25 protein-coding genes are annotated in these 20,470 nt (G+C 64.3%); 8 read left to right on the forward strand and 17 right to left on the reverse strand.

Going from position 1 to position 20,470, the window contains the following annotated elements; translation table 11 throughout:
• Positions 1-56 precede the first annotated feature (56 nt).
• A complete protein-coding gene (locus tag PD284_RS16825) occupies positions 57-563 on the forward strand; it encodes an outer membrane protein assembly factor BamE (protein WP_274629317.1) in 507 nt (168 codons plus the stop codon).
• Positions 564-642: 79 nt separating this feature from the next.
• On the opposite strand, the gene PD284_RS16830 is transcribed toward PD284_RS16825, so the two are convergent.
• Positions 643-2,787 (reverse strand): sodium-translocating pyrophosphatase, encoded by a 2,145-nt coding sequence (locus tag PD284_RS16830; RefSeq protein ID WP_274629318.1) that lies wholly within the window; start codon positions 2,785-2,787, stop codon positions 643-645.
• A gap of 227 nt (positions 2,788-3,014) precedes the next feature.
• A complete protein-coding gene (locus PD284_RS16835) occupies positions 3,015-3,515 on the reverse strand; it encodes a DUF2165 family protein (protein WP_274629319.1) in 501 nt (166 codons plus the stop codon).
• Here PD284_RS16835 and PD284_RS16840 point away from each other — a divergent pair.
• The gene (locus tag PD284_RS16840) at positions 3,514-3,834 is read left to right on the forward strand and encodes a hypothetical protein (RefSeq protein ID WP_274629320.1); all 321 of its coding nucleotides are present in this window, start codon (positions 3,514-3,516) and stop codon (positions 3,832-3,834) included. The two genes, PD284_RS16835 and PD284_RS16840, sit on opposite strands and share 2 nt — an antisense overlap.
• Before the next feature lie 18 nt (positions 3,835-3,852).
• Here the strand turns inward: PD284_RS16840 and PD284_RS16845 are convergent, their stop codons facing one another.
• The 14 genes from PD284_RS16845 to PD284_RS16910 all read right to left on the reverse strand — a co-directional run bounded on the left by PD284_RS16845 (position 3,853) and on the right by PD284_RS16910 (position 15,813).
• Positions 3,853-5,052: an MFS transporter gene (locus tag PD284_RS16845; protein WP_274629321.1), complete on the reverse strand. Its 1,200-nt coding sequence runs from the start codon at positions 5,050-5,052 to the stop codon at positions 3,853-3,855.
• The gene (nusB, locus tag PD284_RS16850) at positions 5,052-5,516 is read right to left on the reverse strand and encodes a transcription antitermination factor NusB (protein ID WP_274630670.1); all 465 of its coding nucleotides are present in this window, start codon (positions 5,514-5,516) and stop codon (positions 5,052-5,054) included. The genes PD284_RS16845 and nusB overlap by 1 nt, the downstream gene beginning before the upstream one ends.
• A 38-nt stretch (positions 5,517-5,554) precedes the next feature.
• Positions 5,555-6,040: a 6,7-dimethyl-8-ribityllumazine synthase gene (gene ribH, locus PD284_RS16855; RefSeq protein ID WP_274629322.1), complete on the reverse strand. Its 486-nt coding sequence runs from the start codon at positions 6,038-6,040 to the stop codon at positions 5,555-5,557.
• A 107-nt stretch (positions 6,041-6,147) separates the two neighbouring features.
• Positions 6,148-7,542: an alpha/beta fold hydrolase gene (locus tag PD284_RS16860; protein ID WP_274629323.1), complete on the reverse strand. Its 1,395-nt coding sequence runs from the start codon at positions 7,540-7,542 to the stop codon at positions 6,148-6,150.
• A 111-nt stretch (positions 7,543-7,653) separates the two neighbouring features.
• On the reverse strand, positions 7,654-8,271 hold the full coding sequence (locus tag PD284_RS16865) for a riboflavin synthase (RefSeq protein WP_274629324.1): 618 nt from the start codon (positions 8,269-8,271) through the stop codon (positions 7,654-7,656).
• Positions 8,271-9,392 (reverse strand): bifunctional diaminohydroxyphosphoribosylaminopyrimidine deaminase/5-amino-6-(5-phosphoribosylamino)uracil reductase RibD, encoded by a 1,122-nt coding sequence (gene ribD / locus PD284_RS16870; protein ID WP_274629325.1) that lies wholly within the window; start codon positions 9,390-9,392, stop codon positions 8,271-8,273. Before ribD ends, PD284_RS16865 begins: the two co-directional genes overlap by 1 nt.
• A gap of 3 nt (positions 9,393-9,395) precedes the next feature.
• Positions 9,396-9,860: a transcriptional regulator NrdR gene (gene nrdR / locus PD284_RS16875; protein WP_274629326.1), complete on the reverse strand. Its 465-nt coding sequence runs from the start codon at positions 9,858-9,860 to the stop codon at positions 9,396-9,398.
• Between the two features lie 7 nt (positions 9,861-9,867).
• The gene (locus PD284_RS16880; protein ID WP_274629327.1) at positions 9,868-10,275 is read right to left on the reverse strand and encodes a type II toxin-antitoxin system VapC family toxin; all 408 of its coding nucleotides are present in this window, start codon (positions 10,273-10,275) and stop codon (positions 9,868-9,870) included.
• A complete protein-coding gene (locus tag PD284_RS16885) occupies positions 10,272-10,508 on the reverse strand; it encodes an AbrB/MazE/SpoVT family DNA-binding domain-containing protein (protein ID WP_274629328.1) in 237 nt (78 codons plus the stop codon). The genes PD284_RS16880 and PD284_RS16885 overlap by 4 nt, the downstream gene beginning before the upstream one ends.
• A gap of 87 nt (positions 10,509-10,595) precedes the next feature.
• Positions 10,596-11,906, reverse strand: coding sequence for a serine hydroxymethyltransferase (gene glyA / locus PD284_RS16890; RefSeq protein ID WP_274629329.1), 1,311 nt, complete (start codon positions 11,904-11,906; stop codon positions 10,596-10,598).
• 207 nt (positions 11,907-12,113) lie between these two features.
• Positions 12,114-13,367 carry a L,D-transpeptidase family protein gene (locus tag PD284_RS16895; RefSeq protein ID WP_274629330.1) on the reverse strand — a complete coding sequence of 418 codons (1,254 nt, stop codon included), beginning with the start codon at positions 13,365-13,367 and terminating at the stop codon, positions 12,114-12,116.
• A 321-nt stretch (positions 13,368-13,688) separates the two neighbouring features.
• On the reverse strand, positions 13,689-14,204 hold the full coding sequence (gene ldtR / locus PD284_RS16900; protein ID WP_274629331.1) for a transcriptional regulator LdtR: 516 nt from the start codon (positions 14,202-14,204) through the stop codon (positions 13,689-13,691).
• 146 nt (positions 14,205-14,350) lie between these two features.
• Positions 14,351-14,770: a DUF6163 family protein gene (locus tag PD284_RS16905; RefSeq protein ID WP_411956224.1), complete on the reverse strand. Its 420-nt coding sequence runs from the start codon at positions 14,768-14,770 to the stop codon at positions 14,351-14,353.
• Positions 14,767-15,813 carry an enoyl-CoA hydratase/isomerase family protein gene (locus PD284_RS16910; protein WP_274629332.1) on the reverse strand — a complete coding sequence of 349 codons (1,047 nt, stop codon included), beginning with the start codon at positions 15,811-15,813 and terminating at the stop codon, positions 14,767-14,769. Before PD284_RS16910 ends, PD284_RS16905 begins: the two co-directional genes overlap by 4 nt.
• Positions 15,814-16,038: 225 nt before the next feature.
• Here PD284_RS16910 and PD284_RS16915 point away from each other — a divergent pair, with 225 nt between their 5' ends.
• The 6 genes from PD284_RS16915 (at position 16,039) to PD284_RS16940 (ending at position 20,231) form a co-directional block, all read left to right on the forward strand.
• Positions 16,039-16,854, forward strand: coding sequence for a DUF2066 domain-containing protein (locus PD284_RS16915; protein ID WP_274629333.1), 816 nt, complete (start codon positions 16,039-16,041; stop codon positions 16,852-16,854).
• A 63-nt stretch (positions 16,855-16,917) separates the two neighbouring features.
• On the forward strand, positions 16,918-17,949 hold the full coding sequence (gene hemB, locus PD284_RS16920; protein ID WP_274629334.1) for a porphobilinogen synthase: 1,032 nt from the start codon (positions 16,918-16,920) through the stop codon (positions 17,947-17,949).
• A 43-nt stretch (positions 17,950-17,992) separates the two neighbouring features.
• Positions 17,993-18,289 (forward strand): nucleotidyltransferase family protein, encoded by a 297-nt coding sequence (locus PD284_RS16925; RefSeq protein ID WP_274629335.1) that lies wholly within the window; start codon positions 17,993-17,995, stop codon positions 18,287-18,289.
• Between the two features lie 34 nt (positions 18,290-18,323).
• Positions 18,324-18,671, forward strand: coding sequence for a HepT-like ribonuclease domain-containing protein (locus tag PD284_RS16930; RefSeq protein ID WP_274629336.1), 348 nt, complete (start codon positions 18,324-18,326; stop codon positions 18,669-18,671).
• A complete protein-coding gene (locus tag PD284_RS16935; protein ID WP_274629337.1) occupies positions 18,672-19,046 on the forward strand; it encodes a DUF423 domain-containing protein in 375 nt (124 codons plus the stop codon).
• Positions 19,047-19,163: 117 nt separating this feature from the next.
• Positions 19,164-20,231, forward strand: a complete 1,068-nt coding sequence (locus PD284_RS16940) for an aldo/keto reductase (RefSeq protein WP_274629338.1) — start codon at positions 19,164-19,166, stop codon at positions 20,229-20,231.
• 80 nt (positions 20,232-20,311) lie between these two features.
• Here the strand turns inward: PD284_RS16940 and PD284_RS16945 are convergent, their stop codons facing one another.
• Positions 20,312-20,461 carry a hypothetical protein gene (locus PD284_RS16945; RefSeq protein ID WP_274629339.1) on the reverse strand — a complete coding sequence of 50 codons (150 nt, stop codon included), beginning with the start codon at positions 20,459-20,461 and terminating at the stop codon, positions 20,312-20,314.
• Positions 20,462-20,470: the final 9 nt, after the last annotated feature.

Here is a 20,470-nt window from a genome sequence, read left to right on the forward strand (position 1 = left end):
AAGCTGGTTTACCGGTTTTGCCGCTTCGTGCAAACCATTGCCGGGGCTGATGCAGCATGGAGTCGTTCTTGGATTCTCGGATTTTCAAGTCCAGCCTGATTTGGGGTGCCGCGGTCGTCTCGTCAATCGCGGTTTCTGGATGCACGGCGTCCTCGATGAACCTCGGCACCAGCGAGACTTTTCATCAGGGTTATGTCATCGACGAGCAGCAGCTGGAGCTCGTCCCGGTCGGATCGAGCCGCGAACAGGTCATCCTGGCGCTCGGCACACCGTCGACGACCGCGACCTTCGACAACGAGGTGTTCTATTACATCTCGCAGACGCGCAAGCGCAGCGTGGCGTTCCAGCAGCCGCGCCTGGTCGACCAGCGGGTGCTTGCGGTCTACTTCGGCGCAGATGGCCGTGTCACCAACATCGCCAACTACGGCAAGCAGGACGGCAAGGTGTTCGACTTCATCTCGCGCACGACGCCGACCGCCGGCAAGGACCAGAGCTTCATCGGACAGCTTCTGACCGGCGTGCAGGGCATCCCGAGCGTGCCGGGCTCGAACCAGCCGCGCTGACGTCCTTCACCGTTCCCATCGCAAAAAGGCCCGCGGGATCGCTCCCGCGGGCCTTTTCCTTAGGCAGGCCGATGCGCGGCTACACGCCGCTATGCGCCAGCACCGCAAGCAGCAGCAGGGCCACGATGTTGGTGATCTTGATGGCGGGGTTTACGGCCGGGCCGGCGGTGTCCTTGTAGGGATCGCCGACGGTGTCGCCAGTGACCGACGCCTTGTGGGCCTCGGATCCCTTCAGGTGCTTCACGCCATCCTTGTCGATGAAGCCGTCCTCGAAGGACTTCTTGGCGTTGTCCCAGGCGCCGCCGCCAGAGGTCATGGAGATCGCCACGAAGAGGCCGTTGACGATGACGCCGAGCAGCGAAGCCCCGAGCGCGGCGAAGGCAGACGCCTTCGAGCCCGAGATCAGCAGCACGCCGAAATAGACCACAAGCGGCGCCAGCACAGGCAGAAGCGAGGGGATGACCATCTCCTTGATCGCCGCCTTGGTCAGAAGGTCGACGGCGCGGGCATAGTTGGGCTTGGACGTGCCCTTCATGATGCCTGGGTCCTCGCGGAACTGCTTGCGCACCTCCTCGACGATGGCGCCGGCGGCGCGACCGACCGCCGTCATGGCGATGCCGCCGAAGAGGTACGGGATCAGGCCGCCGAAGATCAGGCCGGCGACCACATACGGGTTCGACAGGTCGAACGAGACCGTGCCCAGGTCCGCGAAATACGGGAACTGCGCCGAGTTCGCCGCGAAGTACTGCAGGTCGTAGCTGTACGCAGCAAACAGCACCAGTGCGCCGAGACCGGCGGAGCCGATCGCGTAGCCCTTGGTGACCGCCTTCGTCGTGTTGCCGACCGCGTCGAGCGCGTCGGTCGACTGGCGGACCTCCTTCGGCAGGCCGGACATTTCCGCGATGCCGCCGGCGTTGTCGGTGACCGGGCCGAAGGCGTCGAGCGCGACGATCATCCCGGCGAGGCCGAGCATGGTGGTCACGGCGATCGCGGTTCCGAACAGGCCGGCCAGTTGGAACGTGGCGATGATGCCGCCGACGATGACGATGGCCGGCAGCGCAGTCGATTCCAGCGAGACGGCGAGGCCCTGGATGACGTTGGTGCCGTGACCAGTCACCGAGGCCTGTGCGATCGAGTTCACCGGCCGCTTGTTGGTGCCGGTGTAGTACTCGGTGATCACCACGATGAGGGCTGTCACCACGAGACCGATGAGGCCGCAGATGAACAGGTTGAACCCGTTCACCAGATGCGCGCCCGCGCCGATGTCCCCCCAGCCGATGGTGAGCGAGGTCGCGGCGCCAAGGCCGATGATAGACAGCAGGCCGGTCACGATCAGCCCCTTGTAGAGCGCGCCCATGATCGAGCCGTTGGAACCCAGCTTGACGAAGAAGGTGCCGACGATCGAGGTGATGATGCAGGCGCCGCAGATCGCCAGCGGATAGAGCATGATGTCGGAGAAGTTGGCGGCGGTTCCGAAGAAGATGGCCGCCAGAACCATGGTGGCCACGACCGTCACCGCGTAGGTCTCGAACAGGTCCGCCGCCATGCCGGCGCAGTCGCCGACATTGTCGCCGACATTGTCGGCGATGGTGGCCGGATTGCGCGGATCGTCCTCGGGGATGCCGGCTTCCACCTTGCCGACGAGGTCGCCGCCGACGTCAGCACCCTTGGTGAAGATGCCGCCGCCGAGACGCGCGAAGATGGAGATCAGGGACGCGCCGAAGCCGAGCGCGACCAGTGCGTCGATGACCATGCGGTCCGACGGGCTGTATCCCATCGCGCCGACGAGAACCCAGTAGTAAACGGAGACGCCGAGCAAGGCGAGACCGGCGACCAGAAGGCCGGTGATCGCGCCCGCCTTGAAGGCGATGTCGAGGCCGGCGGCGAGGCTGTTCGAAGCGGCCTGGGCCGTGCGCACGTTGGCGCGGACCGACACATGCATTCCGATGAAGCCGGCGACGCCCGAAAGCACCGCGCCGATGAGGAAGCCGATCGCGGCCGTACCCGAAAGAAGCCACCATGCCAGCAGGAAGACCACGACGCCGACGATGGCGATGGTGGTGTACTGGCGGGTGAGATAGGCCTGCGCACCCTCACGGATGGCGCCGGCGATTTCCTGCATGCGAGCGTTTCCCTGGTCGGCCGCGAGGACCGACTGCGTTGCCCATATGGCGTAAAGAATGGAAAGCAAGCCGCAGGCGATGACGACGTAAAGCATGGTCATTGCCGATTCTCTTCCCTGATTTTGTCCGGCAGAACCCCTCCCCGGACCAAAGTGAGGAAGCCGCCCTCCAGCAGCCTCCATCCCGGTGTATGCGAAAGACTGCTCGTATCGTCAAGGTTTCGTTCGTTTTCTGCCCAGCTTTCGCCCGCTCCGCGAAGCCCGGAACCAGCGTGGACTTGCCGCCACGATTGTTCCGATGCTTCGCCTTCGGGAGTAAGCCCGCGTGTTTATCCGCGGCGCAAGTCGCGATCAGGCTGGACGACGTAGATCAGCACGGCGAGCATCGTCATGTAGAACTTGAAAGCAGCGTCCTGACCATTCCAGGTACTGGACTGCCACATGGCGAACCATTCGCCGCCGACGACCATGAAGCCGAAATACCAGACAAGAAAGCCCATGGTCGTGCCGACGATCACGAACTTCTTCGCTTCGTTGAAGTCTTCGCCGCTGGCGTTGCGCGCCTGCCAGAGTTTCCACGAGGCGATGAGGAAGAACACGCAGGTCAGCGCCTCGCCGAAGATGATCAGCCAGTAGCCCGCGGTCCAAAGCGACGGATTGGTGATCGACCGGTACATCAGGGCATTGCCCGGAAAGGTGGTGTCCATGCTCAGCACATGCTGGACAAAAGCGAAGTTCGAGCCGTAATCGGTGATGTTGCCGAAGGCGACAAGGAAGGCGAATGCCGCCAGGCACAGGCACAGGATGATTTTGGAGATTCGCGACGTCATGGCAAAGCTTCCTGCTGGGGTTGAGCGTGAACCCAAGCCATCGCCGAGTCGCTACCCGCAGGCAAATCCAGAGGGTGTGATCATCGCGCTGTCGGCGAGCGCCGAGCGCCATGTGTCGCGTCAGGGTATCCTGGAGGCCGTCTACGCGCTCGCGCTCGGCCGCGATTGTGCGATCGGCGACATGGTCTCTGTGACGCATGGTGGGACCGAGCACAATTTCATGGTGATCCTGCGCCGCTGGATCGCAGGGGCCGAAACGGCGGTCCTGGAAATCACCCTCGACCATCCAGCGAGGCCGACAACTGCACGGCCCCGGTAGTCGGCGGGGGGCTGCGCCTCACGCTGGCTGGCGAACCTTCACGAGCCTCAGCGCGCCGAGCGCCAAGAGGCAGAGGCCGGCCACGGGGAAAACGATCCAGTTCAGCATTTCCCAGCCCCAGCCGTTGTACACCTGACCGGCCATAAGGGAGCCGAAGGCGACCGAGCCGAACAGGACGAAGTCGTGCAGGCCCTGGATCTTGCCCTTTTCGGACTGCTCGTAGGTTTCGGCGACCATGGCGGTCGCGCCGATGAAGCCGAAGTTCCAGCCAAGGCCGAGCAGGATGAGAGACGTCCAGAACTGCCACAGGGCGATGCCGGAGAGCCCGACGATGCCGCAGGCAATGAGCAGCAGGAGGCCGAGTGCGATGATCGTCTCTTTGCCGAAGCGCTGGATCAGCGCGCCGGTGAAGAAGCTGGGGCCGAACATCGCCATCACGTGCCACGAGATGCCGAGCGTTGCCTCCTCCGTCGAGAACCCGCAGCCGACCATGGCAAGCGGCGCGCCGGTCATCACGAAGCTCATCAGCGAGTAGGATGCGACCGCGCACAGAAGCGCCACGACGAAGCGCGGCTGCGAGATGATCTCCGCCAAAGGCCTGCCGGTGTCGGTGGTTGTCTCTACGGTCTGTGCGGCAGGGGCGACGCGCAGAAACGAGAGGATCACCGCCCCGACAGCAGCAAGCGGAAGTATCGACGCGAACGCGCCGGCGAACATCACCGGGAAAAGCAATTCGCTGGTGAATATGACGATCTGCGGCCCGAGGATGGCCGTCACGATGCCGCCCGCCAGGACGAAGGAAATTGCGCGCGCCTTGAACTGCGGCGGCGCATTGTCGGCCGCCGCAAAGCGGAATTGCTGCACGAAGGCTCCGCCGAGGCCAATCGTCAGCAGCGAGATGACGAAGAGCCAGAAGTTCGACTGGAAAAGCGCGAAGGTCGCGAGCAACCCGCCCATCGCCGTGACGATGGTGCCCGTCATGAAGCCGTTGCGCTGGCCGAGCTTGCGGATGATGAAGGCTGCCGGAAGAGCACCGATTGCAACGCCGACGTTGAAGCCGGTGATCGGTGCGGTCGCCAGCGACTTGTCGGGGCCGAGCAGATAGGCGCCGGCCAGCCCGCCGATGGAGATCGCGATAGGCGCTGCCGAACCGACGATGGCCTGCGACGCGGCCAGGATGATTGCGGTGCGCCGCGCCTCCGATTCGGCGCTGGCCATCAGGCGTCCTTGCCTCGGCCTTCGCCTCTCACGCGCCGCGCAACCCGATCGAGCACGGCGTTCACAAGCTTTGGCTCATCCTCTTCGTAGAATGCCTTGGCGATGTCGACATATTCCGAAACGACGACGGCCACCGGCACGTCTTCCCGCTTCATCAACTCATAGACGCCGGCGCGCAGAATGGCGCGCAGGGTCGAATCGAGCCGCGACAGCGGCCAGTCTTCCGTCAGGGACTGGCGGATGATCGGATCGACCGTCTTCTGATTCTCGACGACGCCGGAGAGGATGGCGCGGAACCATTGGGCATCGGCCTCGCGGTAGAGCGCCCCGTCGACTTCCTTGCCGAGGCGGAAAGACTCGTATTCCGCGGTGATCTCGAGCAGGCCGCTGCCCGCCACATCCATCTGATAGAGGGCCTGGACGGCGGCAAGGCGCGCAGCGCCGCGCTTGTTGGCGTGGCGCATGGCCTGGGCGACCTTGGCTGGAGGCTGCTGGCTCACCATCAGGCTCCGAAGCGCTCGCGCAGCGCGATCATGGTGAGGGCCGCGCGCGCCGCGAACCCGCCCTTGTCGCCCTCGCTCTTCCTTGCCCGTGTCCATGCCTGCGCATCGTTCTCGGTGGTCAGGATGCCGTTTCCGATCGCCAGCGATTCCTCCACCGCAAGATCCATCAAAGCGCGGCTCGACTCGTTGGCGACGATTTCGAAGTGATAAGTGTCTCCGCGGATGACCGTGCCAAGGGCCACGAAACCATCATACTCGGTGCCACCATTCTCGGTCCCGTCCAGCGCGAACGAGATCACAGCCGGGATCTCCAGCGAACCCGGGACCGTGACGACGTCGTAGGTCGCGCCGGCTTCCTCGAGCGCGCTGGTGGCGCCTTCGAGCAGCGCGTCCGCGAGACCGTCGTGGAAACGCGCCTCGATGATCAGCACATGCGCCCTATCGGGGCGGATGAATGCTTTGCCGTGCTGGGATATGCCTGCCATTTTCGTCTCCGGTCGAGCGGGTCACTTAGGCCGAACCGGACACTGCTACAAGCCTCTGATGCAGGTGCTCGGCGCTTTTGTCGCCATGCGTTGCGAGCGCCCTGCTTTCAGTGATTGTAGCGTGTCAGAAAGGCCTCGATCTCGTCAAAGAACCGATCGAAGGCCGACGTCCCTTCCACGAGCAGATGGTTGTTGCCGGGCAGTTCGACGAAACTCGCTCCGGGGATCAGCCTGGCCATCCGCGTTCCCTCGTCGATCGGGGAGACGCGGTCGCCGGCACTGTGCAGGATCAGAGTCGGTACGCGCACCTGCCGGGCCAGATCGCTGAGGTCGATGCGCGCATTCATGGTCCACAGGCGCAGCGCATTCTGCGGGCTGGTGGAGATGCGCTGCAACTCGTCGAAGCTTGCCGCCATGTCCGGCGGCGCGTCCGGGATGAAGCTCGACGTGAAGACCTGCCGGAAGACGGGGTTGGGCGAGCCCCAGCCATCGCGGATGATCAAGGAGATCGCCTCGAACAGCTTTTTCTGCTCGGGATCCGGCCGCATGAGCCGCCCGCGCAGGTAGCCGCCCAGGATGATCAGACAGGTGATCCGTTCCGGGTGCTCGACCGCGTAGCGTATCGAGAAAGCGCCGCCCTGCGAGATGCCGAGCAACGCGAAGCGCTCCAGTTCCGCCGCGTCGGCCACGCAGGCCATGTCGTCGACCATGGTCCGTTCGGAAACATCCTCCACCTCCCAATCGGAAAGGCCGTTGCCGCGCTGGTCGAAGCGGACCAGTTGGCACTGGCCGACCAGCCGGTCGAACAACGGCCCGAAGAGCGGGCTGCGCCACTCGTATTCCAGATGGTTCATCCAATTGGGCGCCTTGAGGACCGGCGCTCCTTCCCCAAGCCGCGTCCAGGCGATTTGCGTCCCGTCGGCGGCAGTCGCGAAGCGGATCTGCTGCTTCAGCATCGCCGGATCAACCTTGCGATGCGGCGGCGGCGCATCGGGCGTCCACTGCCAGACGCGGATCGGACGCGAGATGTTCTTGACGCGCTGACTGCCCATGTCGCGGAAAGGCTGGTCGAGCCGGTCGCCGACGGTCTGATGCACGACATCGGAAATGCACACGCCACCCGGCTCGGCGAGGCCCTGCAGGCGCGCTGCGACATTCACGCCGTCGCCGAAGAAATCATCGTCCTCGAAGACGATGTCGCCGAGATTGATGCCGACGCGATAGACGATGCGCCGATCCGCATCGCGCTCCCGTTCGCGGTCGGCCATCGCCGCCTGGATGGCGATGGCGCACCGCACCGCGCTCTGGGCGGACCCGAACTCGCAAAGCATGCCGTCGCCGGTGGTCTTGATGATCCGCCCGCCGCAGCGTGCGATTTCGGGATCGATCGTTTCGCGCCGGTGCGCCTTCTGGCGCGCTATGACGCCATCCTCGTCCCATTCCATGAGACGGCTGTAGCCGGCCATGTCGGCGGAGAGAACGGCTGCCAGTCGGCGTTCCATGACCGATTTCCTTCCTACCGGAAGGTTAGATCAAGACAAGCCTCATGGACAGCGCCGTTCGCTGCAAAGCCTGTCGATCGGCGGGTGCCGCCCGCCGATCGGAGGCTGGTTTCAGAGGCCCTGCTCTGCGGCTTCCGTCAGCCGGGCCGCGTAGCGGGCCATGGTGTCGACCTCGAGATTGACGCGGTCGCCGACCTTGCGGTCCGCCCAGGTGGTGACGGCGAGCGAGTGCTGGATCAGCAGCACGTCGAAGCGCGTCCGCTCGACGCGGTTCACCGTCAGAGAAGTTCCGTCCAGCGCAACGGAACCCTTCGGCGCGATGAATTTTGCCAGATGCTCGGGAGCTTCCAGCGTGAAGCGCACCGCCTCGCCTTCGTCCTTGCGGTCCACGATCTCGGCCATGCCGTCGATGTGGCCGGAGACGATATGCCCGCCAAGCTCGTCGCCGACCTTCAGCGCGCGCTCCAGGTTGATGCGCGTTCCCGCAGCCCATGCGGCGGCTGTCGTCAGCCGAAGCGCCTCTTCCCACGCCTCCACCTCGAACCAGCGAGCGTTCGCGCCGCCCTCGGGCAGCGTCACGACAGTCAGGCACACGCCCGAACAGGAGATGGAGGCGCCGATGTCGATGGTCGAGGGATCATAGGCAGTGTCGACGCGCAACCTGACGCCTTGGTCGAGTGGGGTCACGCGGGCAACCGTGCCGACGTCTGTGACAATTCCGGTGAACATCAGCGCTGCCTCACGTATTCGGTATATGCATCGTCGCCGAACCTGGCTTCCCGAAGCTTCCGGAAGCCCGCCGGCGGATTGTCCGGATCGACCGGCGACGGCACGCCGTCCGCGCCAACGACCACGGGGCTCCTGAACAGCGCCAGCCGGTCGACGACACCGTCCGCCAGAAATGCCCTCGCCGCTTCCGCGCCACCCTCGACCAGCAATGAGGAGATGCCTTGGGCGGCGAGATCCTCGGTCAGTTCCGGCAGCGCGATGCGGTTCTCGAATGTGTCCGTCGCCAGCAAGCGCACCCCGGCCGCCTCGTAGTCACGCCGCCGTTCCGCCGAAATGTCGATCGAGGTCGCCAGAAGCAGCGGCACGTCGCGCGCGCTCGCCACCAGCTTCGACGCGAGCGGAAGGCGCGCGCCATGGTCGAGCACGATTCTTGCCGGCGAGCGGGATTCGAGGCCGGGCAGTCGCACGGTGAGGAGCGGATCGTCCGCGATTGCCGTTCCGATGCCCACCAGGATCGCGTCCGCCTCGGCGCGCATCATCTGCACCTGCCGACGCGAGATCGACCCGCTGATGGCGACCTGGCCCTCGCCTCGCCGACCGATCATGCCGTCGGCCGAAATCGCAAGTTTCAGAGTCACTTCCGCGCGTTTCTGAAGCGAACGGATCAGGTAGCCGGCAAGCTGGTCCGCCGCCATGTCGGCATGCACGCGCTCGACCACCTCGATCCCGGCGTCACGCAGGATCGCATAGCCGCGACCCGCCACCCGCGGATCGGGGTCGCTGGCGGCGCCGACGACCCGGGCTATACCGGCCGCGACCAGCGCATTGGCACAGGGCGGCGTCCGGCCATGATGCGCGCAGGGCTCCAGGGTGACATAGGCGGTTGCCCCTCGCGCCCTCGCGCCCGCCTCGGCCAGCGCTTCGGCCTCCGCGTGCGGCCTGCCGCCGATCGCGGTGACGCCGCGCCCGACGATGATCGGTCCCGTACCGTCGTCGCGCACGATCAGCGTTCCGACAGACGGGTTGGTCGAGGTCAGGCCGGCATGCTTGCGCGACAGCCGGATCGCCGCCGCCATGAATCGCTCATCGGTCGTACGGTCATGTGCCTTCGGCGAAGCCATGGGTCAGGCCGCGTCCTCATCACTCTTCAGTTCGCCGAGCACCTCGTGAAAATCCTTGGCCTCGCGGAAATTGCGGTAGACCGAGGCGAAACGCACATAGGCGACGTCGTCGAGCGACTTCAGAGCCTCCATCACCAGCTTGCCGATGTCCTCGGAGGCAATCTCGATCTCCCCCGAACTCTCGAGCTGACGCACGATGCCGGACACCGCCCGCTCGATGCGTTCGGGATCGACGTTGCGCTTGCGCAGGGCAATCTCGATGGACCGGGCGAGCTTGTCGCGGTCGAACGGAACCTTGCGGCCGGATTTCTTGACGACGACGAGGTCGCGGAGCTGGACGCGTTCGAAGGTCGTGAAGCGTCCGCCGCAGACCGGGCAGACACGCCGCCGCCGGATCGCCGCCCCGTCTTCCGCGGGGCGGGAATCCTTCACCTGGGTATCGTCAGACTGGCAATAGGGACAACGCATGGATCACTCAGTTCAGTTGCGGCGCAATGAGGCGCAGGTCCGGGAAGTATGTACGATAGCGGCGTACATCGCGGGTCAGGATCGGAATATCAAGAACGACAGCGTGACCGCCAATGAAGAAATCGGATAGAACGCCGGTCCTTGAACCGCCAGCGGCGCGATACCGGCCAAAGGCCTTCGCCGCGAGGAAAGCCGCCTTTCGCGGAATGTCAAGAAACTGAACCCCGGCTATGTCGATGAACTCATCGACCTCGGCAGCCGTCGAATAACGGGCCGAGAGTTCGGCATAGATGATCCCGTTGATGTAGAGGGGCCCTTGTATGGCTGCACCCTTGACGGCATCCAGCGACCATTCCCACCACGCGGCGTCTCGCGTCGCCAGATCAAGCAGGATATTGGTGTCGACGAGCGTCAATCGTCATCACCGCGCAGCAAGGCCATCATCTCATCCGTTGTCGGCCCTGGTCCCGCATGGCCGAGCAGCTTCTCGAATCGGCTCGGGGGACGCTTGCCGTCGGCGCGCTCGAGGATGATCTCCCGGTTGGGACCATATCTGAACGTGACCTCGCTGCCTGCCTTCAGATCGAGCAGGTCGCGAACGGCCTTGGGGATGGTCACCTGGCCCTTGCTGGTGACTTTCGTGCTCATCGCAGCCTCGGTAAGAATTGCTTTCGCAAAGGTATTACCGAGGCGAATGGGAATCAAGATCGGCCGCAGGCGGCCGACCCTGAGGCTTTACCCCTGATACGAATACAGCGGGAACCTCTCGGTGAGCGCCACTATCTTCTCCTTGACGGCCGCCTCGACGACGGCGTTGCCTTCGTCGGAGTTGGCGATCCTCAGGCCATCCAGAACCTCAGCGATCAGCTTACCGATCTCGCGGAACTCGGCGACGCCGAAGCCGCGCGTGGTGGCCGCCGGAGTGCCCAGACGGATGCCGGAGGTGACGAAGGGCTTCTCGGGATCAAACGGGATGCCGTTCTTGTTGCAGGTGATGTTGGCGCGGCCGAGTGCGGCCTCGGCGCGCTTGCCCGTGGCGTTCTTCGGACGCAGGTCGACCAGCATGAGATGGTTGTCGGTGCCGCCGGAAACGATGTCGAGACCCGTCTCCTTCAGGCTTTCGGCGAGCGCCTTGGAGTTGGCGACGACGTTGTTGGCATAGTCCTTGAAGGACGGCTGCAGCGCCTCGCGGAAGGCAACCGCCTTCGCAGCAATGACGTGCATCAGCGGTCCGCCCTGCAGGCCCGGGAACACTGCCGAATTAATCTTCTTGGCGATGTCCTCGTCATTGGTGAGGATCATGCCGCCACGTGGGCCCCGCAGCGACTTGTGGGTGGTCGTGGTGACCACGTGAGCATGCGGCACCGGAGACGGGTGAACACCGCCGGCCACGAGGCCGGCAATGTGCGCCATGTCGACCATCAGATAGGCGCCGATGGAATCGGCGATCTCGCGGAACCGCTTCCAGTCCCAGATGCGCGAATAGGCGGTGCCGCCGGCGAGGATGAGCTTGGGCTTGTGCTCCTGCGCCAGCCGCTCGATCTCGTCCATGTCGAGCAGGTGGTCGTCGCGGCGCACGCCGTAGGACACGACCTTGAACCATTTTCCGCTCATGTTGACCGGCGAGCCATGCGTCAGGTGGCCGCCCGAGTTCAGGTCGAGGCCCATGAAGGTGTCGCCGGGCTGCAGCAGAGCCAGGAACACGGCCTGGTTCATCTGGCTGCCGGAATTCGGCTGAACGTTGGCGAACTTGCAGTCGAACAGCTTTTTGGCGCGCTCAATGGCGAGTTCCTCGGCGACGTCGACGAACTGGCAGCCGCCATAGTAGCGCTTGCCCGGATAGCCTTCGGCGTATTTGTTGGTCATGATCGAGCCCTGTGCCTCGAGCACGGCCCGTGAAACGATGTTCTCGGAGGCGATCAGTTCGATTTCGTGGCGCTGGCGACCGAGCTCGTTGCGGATGGCGCCGAAGATCTCGGGGTCGGCATCGGCAAGAGAGGCATTGAAGAACGTTTCGTACGTTCCGGCGGCAGCAGCGATTGCCATGGCTGGATTTCCTCAGACGCGAGAGATGGGCGAAGCCGCGCATTAACACAGTTGCCCGTGGGCCGCCACGCTCGCGGCGCGAATAAGGCCTCCAATCGGCCACACGCGAGCGCGGCTTATCACCGCGCCGCTCATCCCGCCGAAACGAAAAAGCCGCCCGGAGGCGGCTTCATCGACAGTGCTGAGCTCAGGCCCGGCAGATCGAAATCAGAGCGCCGCCGAGATCTTAAGCTCGTCAACTCCGTCGCGGCCGTAGATGTCGTCGCGGAAGTGCACGACGCCGTCGCCGGTCGACCAGGCCGACACGTAGGTGAAATAAACCGGCACCGGGTTGGCGATCTGCACCGGCGTGCTCTCGCCGGTCTTGATGGTCTGCTCGAAGGTCTGGCGGTCCCAGCCGGGCGTGTCGCGGATCAACCAGGTGACGAGGTCGCGCACGTTCTGTACGCGCACGCAGCCCGACGAATCGAACCGCATCAGCTTGGAGAACAGGCTCTGCTGAGGCGTGTCGTGCATGTAGACGGCGTGCGGGTTGGGGAAGTTGATCTTCACCGACGCCATCGCGTTGATCTCGCCCGGGTCCTGGCGGAAACGGAACTTGGCCGCATCCTCCGTATTCCAGTCGATCGTCGTCGGGTCGATCTCCTTGCCATCGGGCCCGAGAATTCGGATGCTGTTCTTCGTCAGATACTGCGGGTCTTTACGCATCAGCGGGATAATGTCCTTGCGGACGATCGATTCCGGCGCATTCCAGTACGGATTGACGATGACTTCGTTGATCTTCGAGTTGAGGATCGGCGTCTGGCGGTCGATCTTGCCGACGATCGCGGTGTGGCGCAGCACGACGCGGTCGCCCTCAACGGCCTCGATCTGCGCGGCCGGAATGTTCACCATCACGTAGCGATCGCCCAGGAAGCCCGACATCGAGCGCAGCCGCACCAGATTGGTCTCGAGCTGCCCCAGGCGCACATCCGCCGAGACGTTCATCGCGGCATAGGAGTACTTGCCCAGCACGCCGTCGGCGGGCAGACCATGGCGGGCCTGGAAGCGCTTCACCGCGGCATCGACATAGGTGTCGAAGGAATTCGAGACGCCGGCCGTGCGAGACAGGTCGCCGGAGATCATCAGACGCTTGCGCAATTCGGCCACGGCAGGATCGGACATGCCGAGCTTCAGCTTGTTGACCATCGGGACGGTAGGCCAGCCGCCCTGCGCCACGATGTTCGCATACTGGGAGATCGCCTGCTCGATGTAGACCACCGTCTGCGGGCTGAAGATCGGCATGGTGGACTCGACCTTGCCGCCCTCGCTGGCGCGCGCGTCGAACTGGTCGTTCCAGTTGCCGCGCCGGGGCGCGTTCAGCAGGTCATGGATGACATCCTGAGCCATCGCGCTGCCCGAAAGCGTCGTAGCGGCCAGAGCTCCAGCGTTGACGAGAAAACGGCGGCGGCTTGTTTTCATTGGAAGTCCTGACATCTACCGAACATGACAATGGTGAGGACACGGGCCGGACCCGCGGCACGCCAACCGCAATGCTACCGACACGACGTTAACAATTCGCATACCATGCGAGCACGTCCGTCGGCCGTACGGCAAAAACCCATTTGCGACGCATGCCCTCTCAGCCTCCCCCGCTCCCATCCGAATATGGCGACAGCGTGGCCGTGTCGCGACACGATGGCGTGAATGCCTTGGGCTTTCCCCGACATGCGGCCCACAAGACACAGGACCAGCGCCCTGGCGGACGCCGGTCCCCGTATCCGCGCAAGCAGGAAGCCCCCGTCACATGCGGTAGGCGATCGTATCGTTCCAGAACCGGTCGAGCCGCTGGAGCGCACGGTTCATCTGCTTGAATTCGTCCTGATTGATGCCGCCGACCTGCTCGATCGAACCGATGTGGCGCTCATAAAGACCCGCCACGATCTCAGCGATGTCGGCGCCCTTCGGCGTCAGGCTGACGCGAACGGAACGGCGGTCGATACGCGACCGCTGGTGGTTGATGAAGCCGAGATCGACGAGCTTCTTCAGGTTGTAGGAGACGTTCGAGCCGAGATAGTAGCCGCGGGAGCGCAGCTCGCCGGCGGTCAGCTCGGCATTGCCGATGTTGAACAGCAGCAGCGCCTGGATGGCGTTGATGTCGCTGCGGGCATTGCGGTCGAATTCGTCCTTGATGACGTCCAGCAGACGCCGGTGCAGGCGCTCCACCAGTTGCAGGGACTCGAGGTAAAGGGAGCGGATCGCATCGCGACGATCGTCGGTCACCACAGCGGTCTTCGCCGCCGAACGCGTGTTGATCATGATATTCGCCTCTCGTTTGTCGCCAGGTGACGTTGTTGTTTTCTCACCTTGAAACGGACAGTAGCGAACACCGATAAAATTCGACTTAAACGCCAGCCTTAACAAAGGCTTGCCGGCGACGGAGCGTGAACAGGACTAACAAAGGGCTAATGTTCCCGGCGGCTTTGGAAGTATATGACGGCGCGGAAGACGAGGTAGAGCGTCACGACGCCGAGATGCGAAATCCCGATGGTCGGCTTGAAACCGAAGATGTTCGGAAAGCCGAGATACATGATCATCTCGGCGGCAGCGCAGATGATCCAGATGACCGGCCCCCACGACGACAGCATCCACAGCCCGATCGCGGCGAAGGGGAACAGGACGGCGAGCGTCACGGCGGCGACCTGCCAGTGCAGCGGCATGAGATCGAAGCGCCAGAGCTCGCCTGGATAGACCCCCACGAGGCGGATCCAGTAGAGCACGCCGAACAACAGGCAGTAGCCGGCCATGACGCGCTGAAACCAGATGAAGGCCGTTTCGGCCGCAGTCGGGTGAAGCGTGCGGCGCCGCTCGGCCAAATTGGTCACAGATTGAGCTCGCCGCCGGCCAGCGGCTGAAAATATGCCTCCACCGCAGCCTCGTCGACTTCTGCCAGCGTGGCCGGCCGCCACTCCGGCTTCGACCCCTTGTCGATCAGCGCCGCTCGGATCCCCTCATAGAAGTCGACGGCGCGCAGCATGCGGTGGAGGATCCTGAACTCCATGCGCATGCATTCATCCATGGAGAGCATCTTGCCCGCCTTGATCTGCCGGAAGGTGACCGCGAGACTGGTCGGTGACTTGCCTGCCATCACCTCAAGCGTGGCTTTCGCAAACGCATCGGAATTGTTGGCCGAGTTCTGCAGGCTTGCAAACACTTCCTCGAGCGTGTCGTAGGCGAAGTGCTGAGCGATCGCGTGGATGGCGGCGTCATCGGTTTCGCGCGGCGGCGTTACCAGATGCGGAGTCAGGGCTGCGTCCACGTCGCCGGTCTCTGCCAGCTTCTCCACCAGCGCCGGGAGGTCGGCCGCCGCCACGCAATGCGTCGCCAGTCCCGACCAGAGCGCATCGCCCTGGCGCACGCGCACGCCCGTCAGCCCCAGATACATGCCAAAACTGCTCTTGAGCCGGGGCAGCAGGTAGCCGCCGCCGACGTCGGGAAAGAAGCCGATGCCGACTTCGGGCATGGCGAACTGGGCGTTTTCCGTCATGACACGATGCGAGCCGTGGAAGGAAATGCCGACGCCGCCTCCCATCACGATGCCGTCGATCAGCGAGACATAGGGCTTGGGAAAGCGCGCGAGTTCGGCATTGAAGCGATATTCGTCCGCGAAGAACGTGTCGTTCGGCCGACCTTCCATGCCGGCCTTGTAGACGTCGAGAATGTCGCCCCCGGCGCTGAAGGCGCGTCCTTCCGCCTTGAGGATGACGAGCGCCACGCTGTCGTCGACGGCCCATGCGGCGAGCGCCTTTGCGAGCGCCGTCAGCATGGAATGGGTCAGGGCGTTCAAGGCCTTGGGCCGGGTCAAGGTGATGACGCCGGCGTTGCCGACGCGCTCGAATCTGATCTGGTCGCCGCCGCCGAAATCCATGCGTCTTCATTCTCCCGTTTGGGGCACTGCTAAGCGCGCCGCCGAACGCCGTCAATGCTTTGGCGACAAGGCGGGAAGCACCCTTCCCCGGCTTGCCGCTCCGCGGATGCAAACCGGCTCGCCGGCGGCACGGGTTTTATGCAAAACTCACCTCCTTTTCATGCAAACCGACACGGTTTTCATGCAGAACTCGTGTCGATTTAGGCCAATGAGGGGGAATCGACGATGCGTTTCAGGCTCGGATTCGCGCTGCTCACAACAATGGTCATTGGAACCGGCGCGGCGTCCGCCGACGATTCGGAGCTCTACGAGACCCAGGCGGTCGTGACCGGCACGGGCGAGACAAACCGGCAGCTCGGGTTCGAAGAGTGCTTCCGCGACGTCCTGGTCAAGGTTTCGGGGGACCAGCGCCTGCTTGCTGACCCCCGCGTTGCAGCCGCGCTGCCGACATCCGGCGACCTCGTCGCTTCGTTCAGATATCGGGATCGCCTCGAAGGCATTCCGATCCACGACGAACAGGGATCGTACGACCGGCCCCACGACCTCACCTGCACATTCGACCGCGCCAAGGTGGACGCCGTCCTGGCCGGGCTTGGCAGCACGCCGTGGCTGGCCGAGCGTCCCCGCCTCATCCTGTTCCTAGCGGTGGAGCGCGGTGACCAGCGCTTCATGCTCGCGCGGGACGGCGACGAGAGCCCCTACATGCGCGAATCGCTACTCGGTGCCGCCGCGCCGCTCGCCATGGAGGTCGACGTGCCGGACAGGCAGGAACTGCTCGCGGCGGAGCTCGACGCGACGAGCCTGTGGAACGCCGCGCAGGACGGACTGGGCGACGTCGCCCGGCGAAGCGGAGGCGATGCGCCGATGGCCGGCCGCCTGGCGTGGAGCGACGCCGACCGCGGCTGGGTCGCCGACTGGCAGCTGGCCTCGGACGGCGCGCATTACGGCTGGCAGATTCGCGGCGTGAGCTTCGACGACGCCTTCCGAAATGCCATGAGTGGGGCGCTGCAGATCCTTTCGGGCAATGGCCCGCCCAAGTGAAGCGCACTGTCGCATTGGAAGCGGGCTGTCCGGCGTGGTAGGAGGCCACGACGGAGATTTGTGATGAACCGACCCACCTCCCCCAAGGCAGCTGGCGCGCGCAGCGTCGACGAGATAACCGGCGGACGCCGCCTGCGACGCATGCGCAAGGCAGCCTGGTCGCGGCGGCTGGTCCGCGAGAACACGCTGACGGTCGACGACCTGATCTGGCCGATCTTCCTCACCGACGGCGAAAATGTACGGGAGCCCATCACGGCCATGCCCGGCGTCTTCCGGCTGAGCGTGGACGTCGCGGTCCGGGAGGTGGAGCAAGCAGCCAGACTCGGCATCCCGGCGATCGCGACGTTCCCCCAGGTCGACGGCAGCCGCAAGGACGTGACCGGCTCCCACATCCTCGATCCGGACAACCTCATCAACAGGGCGACGCGCGCGCTCAAGGCTGCCGTGCCTGAGATCGGCGTCATCACCGACGCTGCACTCGATCCCTTCACCAGCCATGGGCATGACGGCATCCTGCGCGACGGCGTCATCGTCAACGACGAGACTGTGGAACAGGTCGCGGCTGCAAGCGTACTGCAGGCCGCCGCCGGCAGCGACATCATCGCGCCGTCCGACATGATGGACGGACGCATCGGCGCGATCCGGGACGCTCTGGACGCTAACGGTTTCCAGGACGTGGCCATCATGTCCTATGCGACCAAGTTCGCATCGGCCTTTTACGGCCCCTTCCGCAATGCCATCGGCACCCAGGGCCTGCTGAAGGGCGACAAGAGCACCTACTACATCGACCACGCGAATTCGGACGAAGCGGTCCGCGAGACCGAGCAGGACATTCTCGAGGGCGCCGACATGATCATGGTCAAGCCCGGCCTGCCCTATCTCGACATCATCCGGCGACTGAAGGACGAGTTCGCGCTGCCGACCTTCGCCTACCAGGTCTCTGGCGAATACTCGATGATCAAGGCCGCATCGGCGAACGGGTGGATCGACGGGGAGAAGGCGATGCTGGAAAGCCTGCTCGCCTTCAAGCGCGCCGGCTGCGACGGCATCCTCACCTATTTTGCTCCGGAAGTCGCCCGCCTACTGAAGGGCTGAAGCGATAGTTTCGCAGTTTCAGCCGATCCGCTAGGATGTTGCCATGAACAGGTCGACGGCGATTGAGACCTTGCGGCGCAACGCGAACATTCTTCGCGATATGGGCGCAACGTCGCTATATCTGTTCGGATCAACCGCACTTGGCGAAGCGCGTCCCGAAAGCGACCTCGACATTTTCATAGACTATGATCACGCGAGCCGTTTCTCGCTCATGGATCTGGTCGGCATAAAGCTGTTCCTGGAAGAGAACGTAGCGGCGCACATTGACATAACGACACGCGACAGCCTGCATCCGATGCTCAAGAGCGACATCGAGCGCTCCGCCATTCGCGTATTCTGATGCCCCCGCGTCGCGCCGAATTGATCTGACCGAAATGAAGAACGCTCTCGACGGAGTCGCCGCAGCGACGGAGGGAAAGACGCTCGAGGATTTTCGGAATGACTGGCTCTTGCGCAACGCCGTGGAGCGAGCCATCGAGATCATCTCGGAGGCCGCTCGTCACTTGCCGGACGAGCTTGTCGCAAGTGCCCCGCAAATACCGTGGAACAAGGTGCGCGGCATCGGCAACATCCTGCGTCATGAGTACCACAAGGTCTCAGAGCCCCTCGTCTGGGGTGTTGTGACGGACAGCCTTCCACCGTTGCGGGCTGCAATTGTGCAGATGCTGGAATTTCCTGATAGCGGCGGCAACCCGCCTGAGCGTTCTCCGGGCGAAAATTAGATGTCGAGTCGCGACGAGTTGTTCTTGGAGAGGGCGAACCTCCTGGCGGGCGGGCTTTGCGGAGCCGCGGGCGTAGGTTTGTCGGCAGCGGCAGCACATGTCGGCGGGGGCAACCTTGCGACCGTCGCCGGCTTCCTGCTGGCCCACGCGCCGGTATTCCTGCTGCTGGGCCTGAGCCGTCGGGGGCGGCTCATGCGTGCTGGAGGCATCGGGCTCTTGATCGGTCTGCTGTTGTTCTGCGGCGATCTGCTTGCCCGCCACTATGTCGGTGCGCGCCTTTTCCCCATGGCGGCGCCTCTGGGCGGCCTGATGATGATCGCCGGATGGCTTACAATCGCTGCATCCGCGTTTGAGCACCGACCGCCCGAAGCCTGAAGTCGGCACTTTCGGACGGGGAGCCAGGCACGCCTTGCGCGCCAACGCCAACCGCATGACAATCCCTGCATGGGCGACCTGTAGCGGACGCGTCGCAAGAGCTGGGAGGACGGAACCATGGAGTACCGATATCTCGGACGGTCGGGCCTCAAGGTTTCGGCCATCACAATGGGTACGATGACATTCGGCGGCGGCGGCGCCTTCGCAGCAGCAGGGACCACGCAGCTCGCGGAAGCGCGTCGCTTCATCGACCTTTGCATCGATTCGGGCGTCAACCTGCTCGACACCGCCAATATGTATTCCGGCGGCCTGTCCGAGGAGATCATCGGCGACGCGCTGGGCGGCAAGCGCAAGGGCGACGTTCTCATCGCCTCGAAGGTGCGCATGCGTGTCGGCGACGGTCCCAACGACGAAGGGCTGTCGCGGTATCACATCATCCGGGAGTGCGAGCGCAGCCTGAAGCGGCTGAAGACCGACGTCATCGACATCTACTATCTGCACGAATGGGATGGCAGGACGCCGCTCGAAGAGACGATGTCCGCGCTCGACACGCTGGTCGGCCAGGGCAAGGTCCGCTACATCGGCTGCTCCAACTTTTCCGCCTGGCACATGATGAAGGCGCTCGGCGTCAGCGACCGCAACAGCTGGCCGCGTTTCGTGACGCAGCAGATCCACTACACGCTCGAGGCGCGCGAGGCAGAGTACGAACTGGTCCCGGTCTCCGTCGACCAGGGTCTGGGCATTCTCGTATGGAGCCCGATCGCGGGTGGCCTGCTCTCCGGAAAGTACCGGCGGGGCCAACTGACCTCCCGGCAGTCGAAGGGCTGGAAGGAACCGCCTATCCGCGACGAGAACCGGCTATGGGACATCGTCGACGTGCTCGCCGAGATCGCCGCTGCAAGAAATGTATCCGGGGCCCAGATCGCGCTCGCCTGGCTGCTCGGCAGGCCGGGCGTGACATCGCTGGTCGTCGGCGGCAATTCGGAAGCCCAGTTCCACGACAATGTCGCGGCGGTCCAGCTCCAGCTCACCCCGGAAGAACGCGGCCGCCTCGACGTCGTCAGCGCGCCGCCCCTGCTCTACCCCTACTGGCACCAGCACGCGACCGCGCGCCGGCGCTTCGGCCCGGCTGACTTCGATCTCGGGGCCGTAGGCAAAGTCGGAGCCGGCCCGAAGCAGGACTAGGCCGAAGCCCGCCACATTTATCGCTTCCCATTGCGCATCCTGCCATGCAGGCTTGCGGGACACGCGGGCGCGTGCAGCGGCTACGATTTCGTTGAGTCGTCCTGTCGGGGCGGCCGCGACCGGAACCATTTGCCCAGCGCCTCCCGTCGGCGCACGCGGCCCTGCCGCCTCTCAGGGATGCCCCAGTAGTCGTGATAGATTTCGTCCATGAGGAATTTGACCGGATGCATTTCAGCCTC

Origin of the sequence: Mesorhizobium shangrilense, assembly GCF_028826155.1 — a bacterium.
GTDB classification, from domain to species: Bacteria; Pseudomonadota; Alphaproteobacteria; order Rhizobiales; family Rhizobiaceae; genus Arvimicrobium; species Arvimicrobium flavum.

What these genes read in the sequence shown, in the direction of transcription:
- PD284_RS16835 (WP_274629319.1), bottom strand. Translation starts at nt 3,515, where the DNA reads ATGACGTCGCGAATCTCCAAAATCATCCTGTGCCTGTGCCTGGCGGCA.
- ribD (WP_274629325.1), bottom strand. Translation starts at nt 9,392, where the DNA reads ATGGCTTCGCCGAAGGCACATGACCGTACGACCGATGAGCGATTCATG.
- PD284_RS16940 (WP_274629338.1), top strand. Translation starts at nt 19,164, where the DNA reads ATGGAGTACCGATATCTCGGACGGTCGGGCCTCAAGGTTTCGGCCATC.
- PD284_RS16930 (WP_274629336.1), top strand. Translation starts at nt 18,324, where the DNA reads ATGAAGAACGCTCTCGACGGAGTCGCCGCAGCGACGGAGGGAAAGACG.
- PD284_RS16915 (WP_274629333.1), top strand. Translation starts at nt 16,039, where the DNA reads ATGCGTTTCAGGCTCGGATTCGCGCTGCTCACAACAATGGTCATTGGA.
- PD284_RS16845 (WP_274629321.1), bottom strand. Translation starts at nt 5,052, where the DNA reads ATGGCCAGCGCCGAATCGGAGGCGCGGCGCACCGCAATCATCCTGGCC.
- nrdR (WP_274629326.1), bottom strand. Translation starts at nt 9,860, where the DNA reads ATGCGTTGTCCCTATTGCCAGTCTGACGATACCCAGGTGAAGGATTCC.
- PD284_RS16840 (WP_274629320.1), top strand. Translation starts at nt 3,514, where the DNA reads ATGGCAAAGCTTCCTGCTGGGGTTGAGCGTGAACCCAAGCCATCGCCG.
- PD284_RS16865 (WP_274629324.1), bottom strand. Translation starts at nt 8,271, where the DNA reads ATGTTCACCGGAATTGTCACAGACGTCGGCACGGTTGCCCGCGTGACC.
- glyA (WP_274629329.1), bottom strand. Translation starts at nt 11,906, where the DNA reads ATGGCAATCGCTGCTGCCGCCGGAACGTACGAAACGTTCTTCAATGCC.
- PD284_RS16945 (WP_274629339.1), bottom strand. Translation starts at nt 20,461, where the DNA reads ATGCATCCGGTCAAATTCCTCATGGACGAAATCTATCACGACTACTGG.
- hemB (WP_274629334.1), top strand. Translation starts at nt 16,918, where the DNA reads ATGAACCGACCCACCTCCCCCAAGGCAGCTGGCGCGCGCAGCGTCGAC.
- PD284_RS16935 (WP_274629337.1), top strand. Translation starts at nt 18,672, where the DNA reads ATGTCGAGTCGCGACGAGTTGTTCTTGGAGAGGGCGAACCTCCTGGCG.
- PD284_RS16925 (WP_274629335.1), top strand. Translation starts at nt 17,993, where the DNA reads ATGAACAGGTCGACGGCGATTGAGACCTTGCGGCGCAACGCGAACATT.
- ribH (WP_274629322.1), bottom strand. Translation starts at nt 6,040, where the DNA reads ATGGCAGGCATATCCCAGCACGGCAAAGCATTCATCCGCCCCGATAGG.
- ldtR (WP_274629331.1), bottom strand. Translation starts at nt 14,204, where the DNA reads ATGATCAACACGCGTTCGGCGGCGAAGACCGCTGTGGTGACCGACGAT.
- PD284_RS16895 (WP_274629330.1), bottom strand. Translation starts at nt 13,367, where the DNA reads ATGAAAACAAGCCGCCGCCGTTTTCTCGTCAACGCTGGAGCTCTGGCC.
- PD284_RS16910 (WP_274629332.1), bottom strand. Translation starts at nt 15,813, where the DNA reads ATGGATTTCGGCGGCGGCGACCAGATCAGATTCGAGCGCGTCGGCAAC.
- nusB (WP_274630670.1), bottom strand. Translation starts at nt 5,516, where the DNA reads ATGCGCCACGCCAACAAGCGCGGCGCTGCGCGCCTTGCCGCCGTCCAG.
- PD284_RS16830 (WP_274629318.1), bottom strand. Translation starts at nt 2,787, where the DNA reads ATGACCATGCTTTACGTCGTCATCGCCTGCGGCTTGCTTTCCATTCTT.
- PD284_RS16860 (WP_274629323.1), bottom strand. Translation starts at nt 7,542, where the DNA reads ATGGAACGCCGACTGGCAGCCGTTCTCTCCGCCGACATGGCCGGCTAC.
- PD284_RS16825 (WP_274629317.1), top strand. Translation starts at nt 57, where the DNA reads ATGGAGTCGTTCTTGGATTCTCGGATTTTCAAGTCCAGCCTGATTTGG.
- PD284_RS16885 (WP_274629328.1), bottom strand. Translation starts at nt 10,508, where the DNA reads ATGAGCACGAAAGTCACCAGCAAGGGCCAGGTGACCATCCCCAAGGCC.